General features: G+C 54.6%; 20 protein-coding genes. 10 read left to right on the top strand and 10 right to left on the bottom strand.

All coding sequences use genetic code 11. The features are described 5' to 3' along the window. Nucleotides 1–77 precede the first annotated feature (77 nt). Entirely contained in the window at nucleotides 78–563 is a 486-nt protein-coding gene (locus Q1B13_RS11415; protein WP_299080541.1) for a hypothetical protein, read from the top strand. Here Q1B13_RS11415 and Q1B13_RS11420 read toward each other — a convergent pair. Next, entirely contained in the window at nucleotides 548–1393 is an 846-nt protein-coding gene (locus Q1B13_RS11420; protein ID WP_299080538.1) for a DMT family transporter, read from the bottom strand. The two genes, Q1B13_RS11415 and Q1B13_RS11420, sit on opposite strands and share 16 nt — an antisense overlap. Before the next feature lie 140 nt (nucleotides 1394–1533). Between Q1B13_RS11420 and Q1B13_RS11425 the strand changes: the two genes are divergently transcribed. Continuing rightward, nucleotides 1534–1965: a group II truncated hemoglobin gene (locus Q1B13_RS11425; RefSeq protein WP_299080535.1), complete on the top strand. Its 432-nt coding sequence runs from the start codon at nucleotides 1534–1536 to the stop codon at nucleotides 1963–1965. Between the two features lie 326 nt (nucleotides 1966–2291). On the opposite strand, the gene Q1B13_RS11430 is transcribed toward Q1B13_RS11425, so the two are convergent. The 4 genes from Q1B13_RS11430 to Q1B13_RS11445 all read right to left on the bottom strand — a co-directional run bounded on the left by Q1B13_RS11430 (nucleotide 2292) and on the right by Q1B13_RS11445 (nucleotide 8626). After that, the gene (locus Q1B13_RS11430) at nucleotides 2292–4529 is read right to left on the bottom strand and encodes a serine/threonine-protein kinase (protein ID WP_299080532.1); all 2238 of its coding nucleotides are present in this window, start codon (nucleotides 4527–4529) and stop codon (nucleotides 2292–2294) included. Nucleotides 4530–4834: 305 nt separating this feature from the next. Further along, nucleotides 4835–5875, bottom strand: coding sequence for a hypothetical protein (locus Q1B13_RS11435; protein WP_298935182.1), 1041 nt, complete (start codon nucleotides 5873–5875; stop codon nucleotides 4835–4837). 76 nt (nucleotides 5876–5951) lie between these two features. Beyond that, nucleotides 5952–7523: a phosphate ABC transporter substrate-binding/OmpA family protein gene (locus tag Q1B13_RS11440; RefSeq protein ID WP_299080530.1), complete on the bottom strand. Its 1572-nt coding sequence runs from the start codon at nucleotides 7521–7523 to the stop codon at nucleotides 5952–5954. 485 nt (nucleotides 7524–8008) lie between these two features. Next, nucleotides 8009–8626: an XRE family transcriptional regulator gene (locus tag Q1B13_RS11445; RefSeq protein ID WP_299080527.1), complete on the bottom strand. Its 618-nt coding sequence runs from the start codon at nucleotides 8624–8626 to the stop codon at nucleotides 8009–8011. A gap of 101 nt (nucleotides 8627–8727) precedes the next feature. Between Q1B13_RS11445 and Q1B13_RS11450 the strand changes: the two genes are divergently transcribed. From Q1B13_RS11450 to Q1B13_RS11475, 6 genes are all read left to right on the top strand, one after another. Then, complete coding sequence (locus Q1B13_RS11450; RefSeq protein WP_299080524.1) at nucleotides 8728–9918, top strand: LLM class flavin-dependent oxidoreductase; 1191 nt, start codon at nucleotides 8728–8730, stop codon at nucleotides 9916–9918. Continuing rightward, nucleotides 9911–10588, top strand: coding sequence for a glutathione S-transferase family protein (locus Q1B13_RS11455; RefSeq protein WP_299080521.1), 678 nt, complete (start codon nucleotides 9911–9913; stop codon nucleotides 10586–10588). Before Q1B13_RS11450 ends, Q1B13_RS11455 begins: the two co-directional genes overlap by 8 nt. After that, nucleotides 10588–11070, top strand: a complete 483-nt coding sequence (locus Q1B13_RS11460) for a flavin reductase family protein (RefSeq protein ID WP_299080518.1) — start codon at nucleotides 10588–10590, stop codon at nucleotides 11068–11070. Before Q1B13_RS11455 ends, Q1B13_RS11460 begins: the two co-directional genes overlap by 1 nt. Continuing rightward, nucleotides 11067–11963: an alpha/beta hydrolase gene (locus Q1B13_RS11465; protein ID WP_299080515.1), complete on the top strand. Its 897-nt coding sequence runs from the start codon at nucleotides 11067–11069 to the stop codon at nucleotides 11961–11963. The genes Q1B13_RS11460 and Q1B13_RS11465 overlap by 4 nt, the downstream gene beginning before the upstream one ends. Further along, nucleotides 11960–12334, top strand: a complete 375-nt coding sequence (locus Q1B13_RS11470; protein ID WP_299080513.1) for a nuclear transport factor 2 family protein — start codon at nucleotides 11960–11962, stop codon at nucleotides 12332–12334. Before Q1B13_RS11465 ends, Q1B13_RS11470 begins: the two co-directional genes overlap by 4 nt. A gap of 282 nt (nucleotides 12335–12616) precedes the next feature. After that, nucleotides 12617–13273: an XRE family transcriptional regulator gene (locus tag Q1B13_RS11475; protein WP_299080511.1), complete on the top strand. Its 657-nt coding sequence runs from the start codon at nucleotides 12617–12619 to the stop codon at nucleotides 13271–13273. Here the strand turns inward: Q1B13_RS11475 and Q1B13_RS11480 are convergent. Genes Q1B13_RS11480 through Q1B13_RS11500 form a run of 5 tightly spaced genes read right to left on the bottom strand, consistent with a single transcriptional unit; the run spans nucleotide 13251 to nucleotide 17603 of the window. Beyond that, complete coding sequence (locus Q1B13_RS11480; protein WP_298935173.1) at nucleotides 13251–13757, bottom strand: N-acetyltransferase; 507 nt, start codon at nucleotides 13755–13757, stop codon at nucleotides 13251–13253. The genes Q1B13_RS11475 and Q1B13_RS11480 overlap by 23 nt on opposite strands. An 8-nt stretch (nucleotides 13758–13765) precedes the next feature. Continuing rightward, complete coding sequence (locus Q1B13_RS11485) at nucleotides 13766–14833, bottom strand: DUF3445 domain-containing protein (protein ID WP_299080508.1); 1068 nt, start codon at nucleotides 14831–14833, stop codon at nucleotides 13766–13768. Between the two features lie 13 nt (nucleotides 14834–14846). Beyond that, a complete protein-coding gene (locus tag Q1B13_RS11490) occupies nucleotides 14847–15809 on the bottom strand; it encodes a PDR/VanB family oxidoreductase (protein WP_299080505.1) in 963 nt (320 codons plus the stop codon). Further along, nucleotides 15806–16402 (bottom strand): dimethylamine monooxygenase subunit DmmA family protein, encoded by a 597-nt coding sequence (locus Q1B13_RS11495; RefSeq protein ID WP_299080502.1) that lies wholly within the window; start codon nucleotides 16400–16402, stop codon nucleotides 15806–15808. Before Q1B13_RS11495 ends, Q1B13_RS11490 begins: the two co-directional genes overlap by 4 nt. A gap of 55 nt (nucleotides 16403–16457) precedes the next feature. Further along, complete coding sequence (locus tag Q1B13_RS11500; protein WP_299080499.1) at nucleotides 16458–17603, bottom strand: aminomethyltransferase family protein; 1146 nt, start codon at nucleotides 17601–17603, stop codon at nucleotides 16458–16460. A 340-nt stretch (nucleotides 17604–17943) separates the two neighbouring features. Between Q1B13_RS11500 and Q1B13_RS11505 the strand changes: the two genes are divergently transcribed. After that, nucleotides 17944–19317: an ammonium transporter gene (locus Q1B13_RS11505; protein WP_299080496.1), complete on the top strand. Its 1374-nt coding sequence runs from the start codon at nucleotides 17944–17946 to the stop codon at nucleotides 19315–19317. 11 nt (nucleotides 19318–19328) lie between these two features. Beyond that, nucleotides 19329–19544, top strand: a complete 216-nt coding sequence (locus Q1B13_RS11510; RefSeq protein WP_298935167.1) for a hypothetical protein — start codon at nucleotides 19329–19331, stop codon at nucleotides 19542–19544. Nucleotides 19545–19615: the final 71 nt, after the last annotated feature.

The following is a 19615-nucleotide window of genomic DNA, read 5'->3' on the forward strand; positions in this document are numbered from 1 at the left end:
ATCGCATGCCTCCTCGCCAACACACTAACCGCAGCATGCCGCGCAAACAAACTACCAGAACCCGAAGGACTAACGGCGTGAGTGCCGCTGCCGCCGCCCAATTCACTGGCGGCAGCATGTTTTCTCATCCTGCGGTATCACGGTATTGGCATATTGCAGGCCGCAACACACGCATGGTGATCGTTTCGATTGGGTCTTCAAAATCCAATGCTATCCGATCCCGCGCTTTGGTGCTGCGCGCAACGCGTCTGGGAATGCCTGTAGATCAGCAGGTTTGGGGGCAGGGCATGGCAATTGAGGACTGCTACGCCAACATGAAAGAGCTTGACGCTGCTGCCGATGTGTTTGCCGTTCTTTTGCTTCCGGACGCACCGGTGCATATAAATGTGCGGAGTATTCGGCGGCAGCTACAATCGTACAAGGATCTCATTCGTCCCGGAGCATGGCATGGTGTTGGACCAGTGCGTCCGGGTGAGATTGAGTTCTTGTTAAACAGTGCGATTTCGGCCCACCAAACACATGGGAAAGTGATATGCAGATGCGATGCTCACATCGCGAGATAGCCAATTCCCGCAAAAGCAACGCCACACCCAAGCCATTGGCGTGGAGCCATGTTTTCCTTCAGAACCGCCCATGCAAGAACGACGGTAAGTAAGCCAAAAACCGAGGCTGCGACAGAAGCGTACTGGGCATTTGGCAATCCACCGGCAGCTACAACACTGAGAATGGCGACCGCGTCTAACAGGCCCATCAAACATAGCAGAGGCAACGCCTGCACCCCGGGCCAGATCGACTTGCCTGAGATGAGCGCGATCGTGGTCAGAACGAAGATTGCCGTCAGCCGCCCGATCAGTGAAACGGTATATTCATCGCTGATCTCTGTTGCATATTGACCCAAGGCAAAAGCCGCAGCGAACCCGACTGCTGCAAGCAATGACAGGGCAATCGTAGGGCCGGGCGCAGGGTAGGTCGTGTCTGTGTCGTCGGACTGCGCGGCGACGATGGACACACCGACACCGATCGCAATCACGGCTAGCCAATGCCAGACACTGACCGTCGATCCGCGCCATATTGCAAGCGTGACCGACAAGACCGGGTAGCTTGCAACAAGCGGAGCTACCAAACGTACCGGTCCACGCTGAAACGCGGCATACATGCTGAGGCCGGCCAGAAGATAAAACCCACCCGTTGCGATCGCAAAAGAGACCGCAACGCCGGACATTGGGCCGAAGTCACCCCAAGCTGCTACCAGAGCGAACTGCAGAATCGCACCGAAAACCAAAACGGCCATGAGCGATGCAATGACGCTGACGGACTGGCTGATATATCGGACCGACAGATCGTGAATCCCCCAGCACAATGCTGCCAGCAACCCAAGTAAAAGAGCGCTCATGCGGTCATCGCACGTGGTAGTTTCGAACCGATCAACCTGTTGCCGATCAATGATATCAGTCGCGCCAACATGTCACTGTTGATAAACTTATTTTCCTGTTATGCAACATAATTGACGGTAAAGACTTGGAGAAGCTGGATATGTCATCAGCTTTGGAACAACTGGGCGGCGAAGGCCAACTGCGGGTTCTTGTCGAGCGATTTTATGATCGGATGGAGACTGACCCGGCGGTGCAGTCTTTGCATAGGCTTCACTTTCGCGGTCACGGGCTAAATCATACCAGACCGGCACAGTTTGAATTTCTCAGCGGGTTTCTGGGCGGCCGCGCCTATTACCGCGAACGGTTCGGCCACATGGACCTGCGCGAGATTCATGCGCATGTGCCCATTCGGGAAGCGGATGCAGAGCTTTGGCTTGAAACCTTTGATGCTGCCTTAGCGGATTGTGGTTTGGACGGGCCAGTTGTCGAGAGAATACGCGCCACGCTGCGTCGTGCTGCATTAATGTTGATCAACGATGTACCTGATTGGCGGGTTGAGGTCGACGAAGGACAAAGGTCCGGGATTCTCTGATTAAGATAGGTCGAAAGAAAAATCGCCTTTGCGAAGCCAAGAGGGCTTGGTCAGATCTGTCGCAAAACTTAGAAGTGATCTTTGGTGGCATCGTCGTTTGCTAATGCTTTTGTCAGCACAGCGACTGCAGACCCCACTCAACTGACAAATCTGGTCTCGGGGTGCCTAAGGTGCGCAATTGCATTGCGCATCGGAGAAATCCAAACTCCACTAATATCGAGATATGACGCTCGACAGTCCGAACGCTGATGTTGTTTCGCTTGGAAACCGCTGCATAGGAGGCGAAGCAGATGTGGGGACTATACTGGCTGGTGCGCATCCACTACCTAGTTTGTACCTTCGTAGTGTAGATCCGCCAGCCACAAAGAAGCACCTCTTCTGACAGTGAACTTGAAGTCCGTCTGACCGTCACGCGATCCTGCTCGCAAAAGATCGGCAATCGTGTCTTGTCCATCGATACTTTCATCTGTTGGAAAATAGGCTGTCAGCTGATCATCTGGTTTCAGAGTTGTGCCCGGGCCGACATCATCTGGGACGTGAACCACGCTTGTAACCCACTTACCGTTTTCAGCATATTGGGATTGAAACATAACACCATTCGACAAGATCGTGTCTTGTACGACACCCAGGATAACTTCCCGCACTTCGACACCGTCTCGAGGATTAGAAAGCCCCAAGGTAACACCCAAGGTGCCTTCCTGCGAAGGGGTAGCCCCTGATTGAAGCAGAATGTCACTAATGGAATTTAGATCATTGATTTTGGTCCCATTGACCGCGTCAACACGTAGCCCCGCGTAAACCCATGCCGGGGCCTCGGCGGTTACGTATTCCACGGTATTGGGATTATCCGCTGATGCCACGAAAGGCAGAAGAACCTTCCATTCCGATTCTATCGAGGTTGGTTCTAAATCCTGAAGGGGTTGTGTGGTTGTATCAACTTCGGCTTCGACATTCGCCTGAGCTATGTTTTCGGCTTCCACTTTGGCGGCCGCTTCGAGCTCGGCTTGTAGGCGGGCTTCAGCCTCAGCCTCTGCCGCTGCCTTTGCGGCCGCTTCGACCTCTGCCTGCGCTCGGGCTTGCGCCTCTGCCGCCGCTTTAGACGCGGCCTCCACTTCGGCCTGCGCACGGGCTTGTGCTTCGACCGCCGCTTTGGCGCGGGCTTCTGCTTCGGCTTGGGCCGCCGCCTGAGCGGCCGCTTCGGCCTCTGCCTGCGCACGGGCTTCGGCTTCGGTTGCTGCTTTGGCGCGGGCTTCTGCTTCGGCTTGGGCCGCCGCCTGGGCGGCCGCTTCGGCCTGCGCGCGTGCCGTGGTCTCTGCCTGCGCGCGCGCTTCTGCTTGGGCCAGACGCGCTTCGGCTTCTGCGGCGCGCGCAGTGGCATCTGCTATTGCTTCTGCCGCTGCCGCTGCTTCGACCTCAGCTTGGGCCCGGGCTTCGGCTTCAGCAGCCAATATGTCCTCTTGTGTGATCTGTGGTTCGGGGGCTGACGAAAACACTCCGCTGGCCAGAACCCCGACTACGGCGCCGACAACTCCAAGAGCAAGCAGTCCGCCGCCTATCGCAACGCGCTTGTTTCCCCCGGATGAAGAGACCGCAACCTTAACATCTTGCTCTACCGCTGGGGGTTCAGCCAAGTGGTCTATCGCCTCAAGCCATTCATCAGCGGTTTGAAAGCGATCCTTTGGCATGGCCGACATGGCCTTGTCGAGCGCCTCGAGAAAAACGTCATCATATTTGTCAAAGCGCCCCTGAAGGAGTTTGCAGGGATCGGGCTTCCGCTCGGCAATCGCAGAGACCCGGGTCTGGCTATCTGGTGCTCGCTCTCCGGTGATCACATGATAGAATGATGCCGCCAAGGCATAGAGGTCGCTAAACGGTCCCTGAACGCCGTCAGTTACGTAAAATTCCTGTGGTGAATAGCCGTCCTTGACTGCGCGCAGGGCGGACAGAACACGGTTTGTTTTTCTGGCCTGCTCACGTGCGGCACCGAAATCAATCAAGACAGGTATCTTGTCCGGTCCGATCAGGATGTTGTCTGGCGAGATGTCCCGATGCAGCATCCCCTGCTTGTGCATATATGCTACCGCATCCAGAATTTGCCGTAGGATTGACATAACGTCGGCTTCGTCCAGCCGTGTGCCGGTGTCTTCGATTGCGTCTAGAAGATCCGGGCCTTCGATGAAATCTAGTGCCATATAGGCAGTGTCGTTGTCTTCAAAGACCTGGTGTACGCCAACGATATTGGGATGATCCATACTTGCAAGGCGCTGCGCCTCTTGGATGAAATGTCGTACAATCTGGCGAAGATCTTCCTTGTGCTTTTGAACACGTGCCTGCACCAACACGTTTTGCCGGCGGGCGAACATGGCCGGAAAGCACTCTTTGATCACCACCTTGCGGTTGAGACTGTCAGAGGCCAGATAAGTGATACCGAAGCCGCCGCTGTTCAGATAGTGATCAATCTTATACTGGCCATGCAACAGCTCGGTACCTGCAGGGAGATCATCTGCGGGAGAGGCTCCGGTCATCTGACCGGTATCTTCATGACCAGTGGTTACAAGTTTCATTACGTTGCCCATGCCTCGTCCCGTCCGTTTTTCATCCTTTATCGCATCAGGAATTACTCAAATTCCGATCACAAGAAAGCTTCTCTGTTAAACACAATCTTTAAGCGAATCTGTTCAAACCATGATTTCCAGAAGACACTTTGTTGGATCCAAGTTGGTCAGCGTAGAGATGTCAGGACATACAAACGTTTAACTCCTAATTTACCGGATCCGGAACCATTGCACGGATGAGTTGATCAGGCAAAGGTTCCCGGTGTCTGCGAACATATGATGACCCGAACAAGCCTTGTCGTTTCAGCAGCCTGCTACAGTTTGGCTTTTAGATTGGCGGCGATACAGGATGACCGAATGTCGCGAGAGTAATAGCGGCGCATATTGTTCACCAACTGCGAGAAGATTTCGACCGGGCGTTTAGAATTCATGAATGTGGCCTGATCAATCGAGGTCTCAACAGGGGTGCGGATCGACATCAAAGTCTTATAGCCTCCTGCAATTTCCAAAGCCTGCACCACGCAATCGTAGTCAACGGTGTCCCCTTCACAGGACTCACAGTAGCGCTTGACGATATTCAGGTAACTATCGGTTTCACTGATGCGGGAAATGTTTTCGTTCAAGCGAACCAAATTGACACTTTCCGGCAAATCCGAGCCGCGGCCAAGCATAACCGTCGTGAACTGGTTTGCTTCGTCGGAAAAATGCTGATTGAGATTCAGCAGCCGCGCCAGCCGTTTCAGACCCAACAACCCTGAGACCCGCTTGGGATTGGCCTCTTCCACAAAGGCGCGCATCGTGATTGCCTTGTTTTCCCGCGCCATATACGCTTCGATCCACTTGAGAAAACCAGCTTCGGACAGGCCGTAGTTTTCTGCAGGCATGGAATTGATCAAGTCAAAACGGCCGTTGTTCAGTGTATTCCACAATACATACTCAGCACCTTCAACCTCACCATGAGATTGCAACGCTATCGCGTTGCTTATCGGCTGGCGACCAACCCGATACCCAAAGACGGCCTCACCGTTTGCTTTCAGGGCAGGGTCGCTCAGAGCAAGCAACCAGTTTACGGTTCCCTTGTCGGGATCCGGCGCGCGCAGAAGTTGGTCGCGTCCCGGATGGTCAATCAAATAGTCGGAAAACCCACCCGGTACCGTGTCGCGATCAATCTGACCGAGGATCATCTGCGCCGAACTGTTACCCTGACTGGCCGCTTCCGACAAACCCTGCAGGCCTTCGGCCTCGCTGCCGTTTAACCAACTTTCTACAGCGGTATTATACGGCTCTTCCTGTGCGACAGCCGTCCCTGACAGGTGCAGTAGGAAAACATTGGCCAAAATTGCGAGCATTCTCATACTACGTTACTCCATTGAATTATCGTCTTGGTCACTGACCGTTCTATCCCGGTGCCGAAGCTGAGTTGGCGCCTCGCTACTGGGATGTCGCGACGATGTCCCGTAGCCAAACTTCCACACGGCGATTGATACGGCGGCCATTCTCGGTGTCATTGCAGCTTAGCGGCGAGATCTCGCCATAACCCAGAGTGCGGATCGTTAGCCCATCCAGGCTGTTGGCAGGCGCTGCTTGCAACAAGGCGTCGTTGACCTGTTTGGCACGCTGCTGGCTGAGCGAACGGTTGGATTTACCCGCTCCGACAGAGTCCGTGTACCCGATCAGCAGAAGCTCCTTGTTTGTGGTTTCTTCCTTGGCAAGCAAAGAAGCAAGACGCGTTATGTCGTCCTGTGCACGGGAATCCAGACGGGAAGATCCGAATGCAAAACGAAAGGTGATTGAGCTACGATCGGCACCGGACAGCTCAGCCGACATTTCCCGCAACTGCTTCAGAGTGACCTCTGCATCAGTTGGCATAACTGCGCCAAGATACCGTAACCCCTGTTCATTCGGGCCTTGCAGGGATTCACCAAGCGACACAAACCCTGAAGCATCAATTGTCTCTTGCGCTTTTTCGCTTTCGAGGAATTGCATGAAACGGCTCAGCTGTGCTGGCACCGTGTCGCCGGTATAAGCATACAAGCGCCGGCTTAGAGGGTATTCTTCTGTTTTGATGGTGAATGGGGTCGCAGGAACCTGGATGCCACAAACACCGCGAATTGCGAGAACCTTGGCTTCATCGGCACTTGCTAGGCTGGTAATCCCTATGCCAAGTGGATCAGCGGCAACCGCCGCTGCCAATTCTGTGTCTGTTTCAAAGAGGCTCATCTCGTTCGAGTAGGTTGCCCCGGCGGGATTCATGATCAGGTCACTGAAAACCAACCCAGTTCCGCTGTCAGGCGCGCGCATGTATAGCTGGATCGGGGCATCGGGCCCACCAATCTGCTTCCAATTTGAAATGGCTCCGGAGAATATCCGCGCTAAATCCTGCTCGGCGATTGCCCGCAAAGGGTTACTTTGTGATGTAATGACAACCAAGCCATCCAGCGCAAAAATCTTCTGGTTTTCAGTTGTGGTCATATCCCCAAGCCCGGCCTGCGATGCGCTCGCAAGCTCGTCGGGTTGAGCAGGGCGTGTGGCCACAGCCAGTGCTGAGTTTCCATCGACCAGCTGCTTAATACCGTCGGTGGAATCACCACCCATCAAGGAGACTTCGGCCAAAAACTCGCCTAGTTCGTTGCGAAGCAGAAGTTTATCGACGCCTTCTTCCTGAGAACGCAAAGCCGCGCCGCCGATTTCCTCTCCGAATTGCACGGTGAGATCGGCAAAAAGAACGTCCACCAAGCGAGAAGAGCCAGAAATACCATATTCCACCGGACCTTCGTTCCGGTCGGGGCAAGCCTCGCCGATGCATTCGACTTTGAAGGCGTCGACTGAAATTGTACCTACCACTGTTCGGAGCTCGTAGTTGGCACCATCGAAGTCAATAAGCTCTCCGGTTAGCGTCATTCCACCATCCAAACTGTTCAACTGAACAGTTTCAGCATTTGCCATGGTCGCAACGGAAAACATCAACGCACCAGAAGCATTTTTCAGGACCTGATTAAACATTTTCCTACCCTCAAACTCTAGATTATTGTTCTTCATTTCACTGAGAGGAATTTCAAAAAACTGAAGCAACCCTCATGATTTGTTAATCACGTAGCTGTTTACTGGAAGTTCAGTCAAGGCCGCTGGGGAAGTACTTAAAATTGCCTTATTTCCCCCCATTTATGGACATGTTTGAGGCGGATTCTGACCACAGTTGCCGCTCTTTCTTAACTTGTGCTTGGGGGTGACGCGATTCAACGTCAGATTGCATCTTGCTTTTGTGCTTAGTTCTTTCCGTTGGATCGCCCGGAACGTATCTCATGCCAGTGTCGCCAAGCATTAGCAGCCTTTGAATCAGGTGATTCTCATCTCAATCGGATGCCTGAAAAGCCAAGCTGGGCCTATTGGTCAGGTGTATCGCAAACTTCACGCTTGGGCTAACCTGAGTCCTGCGTGCGTGTTGACCGCGCCGATCCGTTTTGAGTCGCGTTAGAATTCTGAATTCCTCACCAGCTGATCCTGATTGGCGACATCGCCCAAACCATTGTCGCCTCCTTCTTGGTACGGTTTCGAAACCGATGCGCGATCATGGAAGGGTAGGAAAAGCTGTCGCCTTCGCGCAGGACTATGATCTCTTCGCCAAGGCGCAGTTCGACTTCTCCGGTCAAAACAATTGCATGTTGCTCGCCCTCGAATGTGTAGCCCTCCAGGGGGTCAGGTGGTGTGCCTGCGCCTGGGCGAAAACGAGACAGGATCAGATAGCATTGACCTGACAATGTGCTTGAAAGCAGTTCATCTTCGAAGCCGAGTTCTTCGGCGGTCCGTGTATACATCCCCGACAATGCCCGACGGTTTTCGGCGCGGACGACGTGCTTTCGCTCGAGTGGACCGTTTCCCGATTGTTTGGGAAAGAACCAGTTGGGGTCAACCGAAAGGGCCGCACTGATTTCTTGCAAAAGATCTGATGATACCTTCGCAGAGCCAAGCTCGATCCGACTGAGGTAGGCCGTGGAACATGACACAGCGGCCGAAAGATCATTCAGTGTAAGCCCGCGTGCTTTGCGCACTTCCCGGATTTCGCTGCCAAGCTGCCCGGCATCCGTCTGTGAAAGGTCTGTATCCATATTGTCGGTATAGAAGATTCAGGTTGATTTTTCGAGCAAAATTCAATCTAGTTTAAAACTGAGAAAATATTCAACCGATCGCGACTGTTTGGGAGGACGTCATGCGCTTTGATTTGATCGCGAATTTCAGCCCCGGAGAGACGATTCCTTGGACTCGCACACTGGAAATGATCATCGAACAATGCGCACTGGCCGAGCAGGCCGGGTTTACGACCGCATGGTTCACCGAACATCACTTTGCCCACAACGGCTATATGAATGCCCCGCCCAATCCGATCCAGATGTGCACCCATGTTGCGGCGCATTGCAAAAAACTGCGGGTGGGGACGGCTCCGATTGTTTTACCCGACTGGCATCCGCTGCGCGTGGCGGAAGATGTGGCGATGCTGGACAACATGACCCTCGGCCGCGTGGATTTTGGCGTGGCGAAGGGCATAAACGAACGCGCGACCCTGCAGTTCAACAAGGATGCGGATCGCCGGGACAATGACAAGGTGATGCGTCTGTATCAGGAAAGCCTTGAGGTTATTCTGAAGGCCTGGACGAATGAAGCGTTTACTCACAAGGGCGAATTCTATCAGTTTCCGGTCCCCGGCTGGACAGAGACCAACCGCTTTTTTGAACCGCTTGATCCGCGCTATCACACGGACGATGGCGAATACAAAGCGATGTATTTGCATCCGCGACCCTATCAGAACGGCCACCCGCCAGTTTGGCTGATGTCCAACGCGCCACCCACCTTCAAACTTGCCGGAGAGAAAGGCTGGGGCGTGATTTCCATGTCCTCTGGGCCCAAACGCACACTCGCTTGCTGGGAGCCTTACCGCGAAGCCTTGTCACAGCGCGAAGGGCGCGACGTGAAACTGGGTGAGGGTGTGGGCGTATGCACAGCATTCTATGTGGGAGAGAGCAGGGACGAAGCAGTTGAAACGATCCGTCCCGCTATAAATGCCTATTATGAATTCCTCGGTGGCTCGCGCCCGGCAGGAGAATGGACCAAACATGGCTATCTTGATGTCGGTGAAGAGATGACACCCGAGGATGAGGCGATGGACTGGTTCGACTTCCTTAACAAGCGTGGGATCATCGTTGTTGGCGATGCAGCCTATGTGGCAGAGCGTTTTGCCGAGAAGCAGGAGACCATCGGCCTTGATCATCTGATGTTGATGCAGCAGTACACCGGCGTGCCCTACGAGAAGATCCTCGCAAGCTGGGACCGTCTGTTCGAGCATGTCGTGCCGAAGTTCGGCACACAGTCGATCGCAGAAAAACGGGTGCTGCAACATGCTTGAAATCTGGGGACGCCCGTATTCGTCCAACGTGATCCCGGTGATCTGGACCGCAAACGAACTGGGGTTGGACTACACCCTTCAATTGGCCGGCGGGAGCTTTGGCAAACTAGATACCGAGGCCTATGCGAAACTCAATCCCAATCGCATGATCCCCGCGATCCGCGATGGCGACTTTCCTTTGTGGGAGAGCCTCTCGATCGTGCGCTACCTGTGTGACCGTTACGGTGCTGGCACGCTCAGCCCGTCCGACCTCCGGACCCGTGCGCTTGCTGATCAATGGATGGAGTGGTCGGCGAGCCGTGCGTTCTCGCCCGTGATTTACCTCTTCTTTGCCACTGTGCGCACGCAACCCGATCAGCGAGACATCGCAAAAATCGCCGAACTGCGTGATCAGGCGCACGAGGCTCTGACCATTCTGGACGGGCATCTGGCCAACCAGCCGTTTGTGTGTGGTGACGCATTTACCATGGGCGACATCCCTCTTGGCTGCATTGCTTATCGCTACTTCAACGTGGACGTTGAACGCCCTGCGCTACCAAACGTGTATGCGTGGTACCAGCGATTGGCGGAACGCCCTTCTTATCAGGATCATGTAATGCGCCGTTTTGGAACGAATCCGGATGAGTGGGCGGCTTTGGAAAAAGCCTGCGCAAGTGAAGGAGTGGTCTAATGGATATCCGCGACTATCGACGCGCGCTTGGGTCTTTTCCGACGGGTGTCACCATTGTGACAGCCTTTGATGCCGATGATCAGCCCTGGGGCCTGACCGCCAATTCCTTTACGTCGGTGTCACTCGAGCCACCGGTGATTTCAGTCTGTATTGCGAAATCCGGTCGCGTGTTCCCAACCCTGTCAGGGTCCAACCACTTTGCAGTGAACATCTTATCCGCGGAACAACAGATTCTGGCACTGCATTTCGCCAGCGATGTGGAGAATCGGTTTACCGACACCGACTGGACCACGGGTCATGCGGCCCCGATCCTGCCGGGCGCTTCGGCGCATCTGGATTGTGAGGTGCACGGCCGCATGGATGCGGGTGATCACGAAATCCTTTTGGGCCGCGTCACAAGCTACACACATACGCCTGTTCCACCTCTTGTCTATTGCCGCGGCAGCTTTTTCGGTGCGTCACAACCGGAGGCTTTGGGATGAGCGATCATCTGACTTATCACACCCGGTTCACGCCTGCTGAGTTCGATGAGCAATACAACCTGCGCGCCGGTCGGCCGGATTATGAAGAGACGGTCATTCCGGGGTGGAGTGCCGATAGTGAAGCCGCGCGCAACATGCTCGATTGCAGCCTGGACATCCACTACGGCGATGGTGCCAACCAGAAACTGGATGTGTTCCGTTGTGGCAACGCGTCGGCCCCGACACTGGTCTATTTTCATGGCGGGTATTGGCAACGCGGCGACAAATCCATCTACAGCTTCATTGCAACGCCATTCGTCGCCGCCGATGTCAATGTCGTGATCGTGGGCTATGATCTGTGTCCTTCCGTCACAATCACACGGATCTCGCAAGAAGCACGTGAGGCGATGGCGTTTATCTGGCAGAACGCAAGCGACCTGGGGATCAACCGCCACCGCATAACCGTGATGGGGCATTCTGCGGGGGGCCATATCACCCAGATGATGATGGCGACCGATTGGCCTGCCTTTGGGGCGAATTTGCCAAGCGACCTGATCAAGGCGGGCATCCCTGTCTCACCCCTCAGTTACCTGGAACCTGTGCGCCTGACCGAAGCCCTGAATGCGGGCATTCGGATGGACCCGGCCGAGGCTGAGGCTGAGAGCCCGATGGTCAACCATCCACCGGTCACCAACGCACCACAGCTGGTTGTGGTCGGCGGCGCCGAGACGGATGAATTTCACCGTCAGGCATGTATGTATGTGCAGGCCTATGGGGGCGCGAAGCGATCCGTTGGCCTTTATACGGTGCCCGATGTCGATCATTTCGACGAATTGAACGTGCTCGTCGATCCGACAAGCCCGTTCTTTAGTTATGCCTGTCACATGCTTCAGGGAAAAGGACCAAACCTATGACTGCTCTGACCCGAGACCTCGTTGACTCCGTGGGCGACGCTTTCAACGCAAATGACATCGACGCTGTAATGAAGCATTTCGCCGATGATGCGACTTTCGATCACGCGGTCGGCACAGAACCGCACGGTGTGCGATTTGAGGGCGCCGAGACAATCCGCAGCGTGTTCGCGGGACTTTTTGAGAAAGTCGAGAATGTGCATTGGGAGACGCTGGATTGCGCTCTGGCGGGCAACAAGGCGTACTGCGAGTATCGGCGCACGGCCACGCATAAAGATGGATCCAAGGAAGAGTTTTTGAGTGTAGATATCCTGACCTACCGCGACGGGCTGATCGTTCACAAAGACACCTATTATAAACAGCGAACGGGTTGAGCCGGTCGGTTTGACGACGTCAGGCTACAAGACCGGCAACCGAGCTGATCAAGCCTATGCCGACTGTGTCGTGTCTCTCTCGTTTGTTGCAGTCAGCAACTTGAAGACCACGGTCAGCTAGCTAGCCGACAGCCAGGAATCCAAGCTCCGATAATTTGTCTGTCAGCATGATTATTTTACTATCAGGAAAAACTGGTGCTAAGATAAATCGAATTGGCAAGGGGAATGCCTTGCACCTGCTTGCAGAACCAGTTCGGACACGTGTAGCAATGCATTGGACCTATGAAATTGAAAAAACGCGATACAGAAGTGGTGGCAAATCTGACGCAGGACCCTCATTCCGTTCGGACAGGCGAACGTGAAAAAGTACTCGAAGTTGCCATCGGTCGCGAAGTACGTGCCTTTCGTAAGCAGCAAAACATCACCGTCGCGGATTTGGCCCAACTGACCGGATTGTCGATTGGTATGCTGTCAAAGATCGAAAACGGCAATACGTCGCCGTCGTTAACCACACTGCAATTGCTAGCCGATGCCTTGTCGGTGCCGCTGACAAGCTTTTTTCGGCAGTTCGAAGAACGCAGGGAAGCCGTTCACACAAAAGCCGGTGAGGGTGTGGAACTGGAACGTGAAGGCACGCGTGCCAACCACCAATACAACCTGTTGGGCCATATTGGCGCCAATGGATCTGGAGTGATCGTCGAACCCTACTTGATCACGTTGACAGCCGAGTCCGACGTTTTCCCGACGTTCCAACATGGCGGTATCGAAACGATCTATATGTTGGAAGGCGAGGTTGATTATCGCCACGGGGATCAGATTTATCCACTTAGGCCTGGCGATACGCTGTTTTTTGACGCCGACGCACCGCACGGGCCGGAACGTTTGGTTAGTTTGCCCGCGCGCTACATCTCCGTGATCAGTTATCCGCAGGCAAACTGATAGGCTTGCGTAAAACAAACTCCGTGGGTTGATCAAATCCGGCGTGCGTACCCGTAGCTACGATCGTAAACCCAAACCTTGAAAATACCCGGTGGTTCTCGGTCAGCTCCACGCGTGTTTCCAACTCCAATGCTGGAAGCCCAAGAGAAAGCGCCCGACGTTCTGCATGATCGACCAGGGCCCGGCCAACGCCTTGTCCACGCATCCCGTCTTGCACTGCAAGCTTGCTCAAATACAGGCTCTCGCCTCTGGGTTTCAGGAACATGCACCCAAATAACGGTCGGCCGACAGCCCAAATTTCCCCACCATCCCGGCAATGCTCTTGCATCCCTTCCACCGTCAGATGGTGGATTGATGATGGTGGGTTGATGCGCGCGTTCATATAGTGAAAAGACGCCCGCACCAGAGCAAGCGCGTCATACATAGCAGAGTCGTCCTCTGCTACGCTCCAGAGGGCCTTATCCAGAGTTTCAACACTAGCCATGACACCCGCTACTTCGCCAGTGGCGGTTCTGTTTCCAGATCCGGCCAGATTCCGGGTGAGGTCGAAAGCCCGTCGTCAAACCGGCTGAGGTAATCCAGCATCATCGGTCTGTTATCAATGAACCCTTTGTAGGTTGCCAGTTCTTCGGGCAGGTCACGAATAACCCGGTGCAGGCGGCGACCCCATTTCGGCACCGTCATCAGATCCTGAAAACTGCACAGATAGCAGCGGATCGGGAACACCAGCGCATTGGAGCGCGGCAGACGGAAGAACGTCTGCAACTCAACCCGCAGATGCTGCTTGTGGGCGATGTTTTCGGGCGTCAGCGTGGTCTTTTGGATGCCCCACTTGTGGTAGTTTTCAGGGCTGGTATCCAGCAGCGGGTTCACCGTCATGGTCCAATTCAGACGCCGCGCGGGGGCGCCCTGCTGGATGTTCAGCAGGAACTTCAGGGCCCGCTGGAAAATACCCATTTCATGGGCTTTCGGAACTGGCGCATGCCATTCGAAAAAGTTCATTCCAATGTCGAAATCCAGGCTCCAGTCGGCCTGTGTGGTTACCATGCCGGCGTCCATCCACAGCATCTCGTCGCGCTGATCCAGCACGGCGAAATCACCTTGCGCCTGCCGGGTGATGTACTCCATCGGGCCATAAGGCAGCGTGGTTTCATCCATGAAGGTAAAACTGTGATCAATACCCATTGGCTTATTGATCCAGCGCCACTGGTTGCCGTTGCGATGCAGCTCGAACAAATCCGGGTAATCCTCGGATTTGCTGACCATGATCAGTTCCAGTAGGTCCCAGCCCGCCAAGGTCATATGCGGCAGCGACTGACAACGCAGCGGGTCCTGATCCAGAACCATAGCGCGGTCTTTCATTTCCGCGACGTAGTGCTCGTCCACATCGAACCGCTTCTCATAGACTGATCCCTCGGGACCGCCCCGATGCTGCTCCATGTTGACAGAATACATGTAGCTGTCTTCGTGAAACGGGAACGGAAACCGTTTGATCGCCCAGTCCGAGTTGTGGAACGTATAATCGTCGCGGAAGGATTCGTCGTTGAATTGAATGGTCATGTCGGGCTTCCTCTCAGCGGTCCAGCTCGAGGGACTTGCCCTCGAAACGCGATACGCAGGGCATGATTTTCTTGCCCGAAGCTTTTTCTTCAGCGGTCAACCAGTGGTCACGATGCACGAAGTTGCCATCGTGATCCAACACCATGGTTTCGCATTGGCCACAGGCGCCGCCGCGGCACAGATAAGGTGCGTCGACGCCTTCGCGTTCAATGGCTTCCAGCAGGCTTTCATTCTCACCTACATGGACAACCTTATCCGACTTCGCCAACCGAACCTCGAAAGGTTTGCCAGGTTGCGGTGCCAGAAATTCTTCGTAGTGGATGCAGTCAACAGGCCACCCCTCAGCGGCAGCGGTATTGCGCACCCAATCGATCATGCCTTTGGGACCACAGACGTAGACATGAGTGCCCAGAGGCTGGCCGCTTAAAAGGTTTTTAAGATCAATCGCCTGGCTCTGGTCGTCGTAATAAAGTCGCGTCTCGTTTGGGTATCTGTCTGTAAGTTGGTCGGCATATGAAGCGAGCGCATGGTTACGGCAGGCATAGTGCAATTCCCAATGGCCATGCAGCACGTCCAGCTGTTTGATTTGTGCCAGAAAAGGCGTGATCCCAATGCCACCGGCCAGAAACAGATGTTTGCGCGCCCGCAAGTCCAGCGAGAACAGGTTGACTGGGTAGCTAATGGTCATTTCATCGCCCAGCTTGACCTGACGATGCATGAACAGCGATCCGCCCCGACCCTCATCATCGCGTCGCACCGAGATGGTGTAGGACGACTGATCGAACGGATCCGACATAAGCGAATACGGATTTAGCCGCGTGATGCCACCATCCTGCATTTCGACCACTGTATGCGCCCCGCCCGAAAAAGTTGGCAATTGCCCTCCGTCGACGCGTTCAAACCGGAACCGCGTCACCAGCTCGTTTAGCGGGGTGATTTCGGTCACTTTGACCTGAATTTTCTCGGCACCGCTCATTCGTAAATCCCCTTCGGCTCGGGCACGTTACCATGATCTTCGGCGTCGACACGAACCCCTTGATAGGCGGCAAGGCGGCGGGAATAGTGGTCGCGCACGAACAGGTTCAATCCGCAATGCGCGCAGACATAGGGGTCAATCTCGACGTCTTCGGTAATGCCCTTGCAGTGCACGCATTGCATGCGGCGCGCGACTGAACCGCGGTGTTCGGTCTGGATTGCGGCGTGCGGCAGGCCAACAGCCATCACTTCGTTCATGGCCTGCCCCATCATACCTTCGGTGCCGGTCAGATAAACCTGCAATCCCATATGCGCGTCTTCCAACACACGGCGAATGCGCTGCAGCGAGGCCTCGTAGGACGGACCTTCGTAGAACTGCGCGGGATTCAGTGCTTGCAGTCGCTCAACGTAATCCGTTCCCTTGGGAATGTAGATCAGATGGGTTTTGGCCATCAGGTCGGGTGTTGCGATGGCAAGAATGGCTTCGGCCCCTTCGGCCTCGGCGATCATGAGATGATGTTCGCCCTGGCGAACCTCTAGCGTGCCCCAGACCGGGCGGCTTGCGATTGACTTGGGAAATTCGAACTTTGACATTGTGCCCTCAAATAGGAGAAGGGCGCCACGGTATGTCCGTCGCGCCCCCTGAAACTCAGCCCTTTGCGGTTCTGATCGATTTGTCCTGATCGTAGAACGGCATCTCTTCCGCAGTCGCTGCTATTTCTGTCCCATCACCGTTGCGCACTGTCAGCTTGGTGCCGGGTGAAGCACAGGCGACCGGCATCCGCGCGATGCCGACATTGTGCCCGTTGATTTCGGAATACATGCCGAAGGTCACGACGCCGACCTTTTCGCCGTTTTGAAGCAGGTCCGCGCCTTCATCCGCCGGCGTAGTGCCGTCAAGCTTGACGCCGTAGATCTTGAACCGCTCCTTGCCTTGCGAGGCATAGTGGTTCTCGGCCCCGATAAAGCCGGTTTTCCCGGGTGAAACGGTGAATTCCAGGCCCAGCTCCCACAGCGTATCACCGCAGGTTTCGCCGTCGAACGGGTAGGTTTCCGAATTGTCGCCCGGATAGAACAGCAGGTAGCTTTCGGTGCGCAGCAGATCGAGCGTCGAAAACTGGACCGGGACGATGCCCATATCCTTACCCTCGGCCAGAATGCTATCCCACAGATGCACCGCGTGTTTAGCTTGGCAGAAGATCTCATACCCGCGCTCACCGGTGTAACCGGTCCGCGATATCATAACCGGGCAGCCATAGAGTTTGGTCTGCATGATTCCGAAATACGCCAGATCGCGAATACCGGGAATGTGTTTGGCCAGGAAATCAACGGCCACTGGTCCCTGCAGCGACATGTCATGCATGTCGTCGTCAAAAATGATCGAGCAGTTCTTGCCTGCCGCCACCGATGTCAACTGCTCCATGCCCGTTCCTGTGCCGTGCACCACAAGCCACGTGTTCACCGACAGGCGATAAATGATGCAGTCATCAACAAACTTGCCTTCGGCATTCAGGATTGACGCATAGGTCGACCGACCCGGCATGATCTTTTCCACATTACGCGTGGTGACTCGGTCAATGACATAGGCCGCATCTTCGCCCACGACATGAACCTTTTTCAGGCCCGAGACATCCATCAGACCGGCTTTGGTGCGGATGGCTTCGTAATCGGCTTTGGCACGTTCCGGGCTGTCGTCGTAGAACCATGCGGTCCCCATTCCATTCCAGTCTTCAAGCTCACCGCCGATTTCGGCGTGGCGCTGCGCAAGGGCCGACGTCCTCCAAAGAATGGCCATGGTTCAGGTCTCCCGTTGGTTGCTTTTGTTGGCCATATTGAGGCCGATGTCAGATCGAAAATCAACACCTCAGTGCAGATTTTTTTCCTGATGGGAATATTTGCCTTCAAATTTTGTACCCTGATAAGGGAGTGTCGCGAACTTGAAATCTGTTACTTAGCAAGGGGTTACGGCTAAATTCAACCCTCTGGAACACCGATGCGACACCACTCTAAAAGATGTTTGCCCCACATATCTATTGACAGGTGATCAATGAAATTGTCCCCTGAGTGGATAATATTTCCCAGCAGGAAAGTGTCCGCAGAGATGCCTTCTGCTGCAACAATAGGGAGACTGAGAAGTGGATGGTAATCTAAACGCGCTCACGACCGTGTTTACCGAGTTCTATTACTGGGTAACGGTCGTTTTCATGTTCCTCATCCATGTGGGCTTTTGCATGTACGAAGTCGGCGCCAGCCGTGCTCGTAACCATATGCACACATTGATGAAAAACATCATGATCATTCCGTTGGTGACGGTCACGTTCTTCTTGTTCGGATGGTGGATCTACTGGGCCTTTCCGAACTTTCCGTTCTGGGGCGGTTTGGACGCTGAAGCAGGTGCTGCGAATTTGCCTTGGGCCGATACGATGGCCACAAATCTGGGTGATAGAATCACGGGCGTTTTCTGGGCCGCATTCCTGCTGTTCTCGTGGACCGCTGCCTCGATTGTTTCGGGGTCTGTGATCGAGCGGATCAGATCTTCGGCCCTTTGGGTGCACGCAGTTCTGATTGGATCGGTTTTTTGGATCATCGATGCGGCTTGGGGTTGGCATTATGGCGGCTGGATGGTGCGCGTACTGGGATATCACGATGCTTATGCATCGGGAGTTATTCACGCGATTGCAGGTGGTTACGCGTTGGGCGTCATAATGGTGCTTGGTCCACGCCTGGGCAAATTCGCCAAGGATGGCACGCCCCGTGATATCCCCCCCCACAATCCATGGCTGCTGACCATCGGAATTTTTCTGATTTACACCGGGTTCTGGGGCTTCTACGCCGCATGTAACGTCCCTGTAATTTCGCCCGAAGTAATCGACGGTCAAATTACCGGAGCGACCTGGACTGCGACCAACATCTATCTAGCACCCACGACGCTTTCGGCGATCACTTTCAATTTCCTGATGTCGCTGTCTGGCGGGTTGATGGCGGCTTATGTGATCTCGAAAGGTGATGCGTTCTGGACCTTCTCTGGTGGACTTGCTGGCATTATCACCGCTTCGGCAGGAAATGATCTGTACCACCCGATTCAGGCGATGATCATTGCCGCAATTGGTGTCGTGATTGTGTACAAACTGCACTATTGGGTCGAACGCCGGTTCAAACTGGACGACGCGGTTGGAGCTGTTGCGGTGCATGGTTATGCAGGGGTAGTCGGATTGGTGATTTCTGGCTTTGTCCTGTGGGGCGTGCCGTCTTCGCCGTATGAAGGCTATGCAGCAATCAATCCGATCGGCCAGATCACGGGCGCAATCATCATGTTCTTCGTTCTGGGCTTCCTGCCTGGTTGGATCGTGGCAAAGATGCAGGCCGCAGCAGGCGTTCTGCGCATCCCTGAAGAAGTCGAACTGCAGGGCCTCGATTATGCTGAACATCATGCCTACGAGGACGCCAAAGCAGCAATTATCGAGGCTGACAAACAAGAGCTTGCAGCCCGTGGCGTGGCGGCGAAGTAAGGGAGAACACTATGTCTACGAATGGATACTCAGACTGGGCCGTTGACCTGGCCGAAGTTGGACCAATCTATCCCTTTCAGGGTTACGAGGTTCTGATGGTCATCATCGGTGTGATCTTTTGGATCGGCTGGCATCGCATCCAGTTTGTCCGGGAAGCCGAGCACCTCGAAAAGGCGCGCCACACTGGCGATGAAGAGAAGGTGAAGGCGCAGTTAGAGCGATACTGACCTCGATTTGAAAACCAGCAATGGGCGGAAAATCGACAGTCCGCCCATTGCCTCTCAGGAAAATTATTTTC

Source organism: uncultured Ruegeria sp., from assembly GCF_947489545.1.
GTDB lineage: Bacteria > Pseudomonadota > Alphaproteobacteria > Rhodobacterales > Rhodobacteraceae > Ruegeria.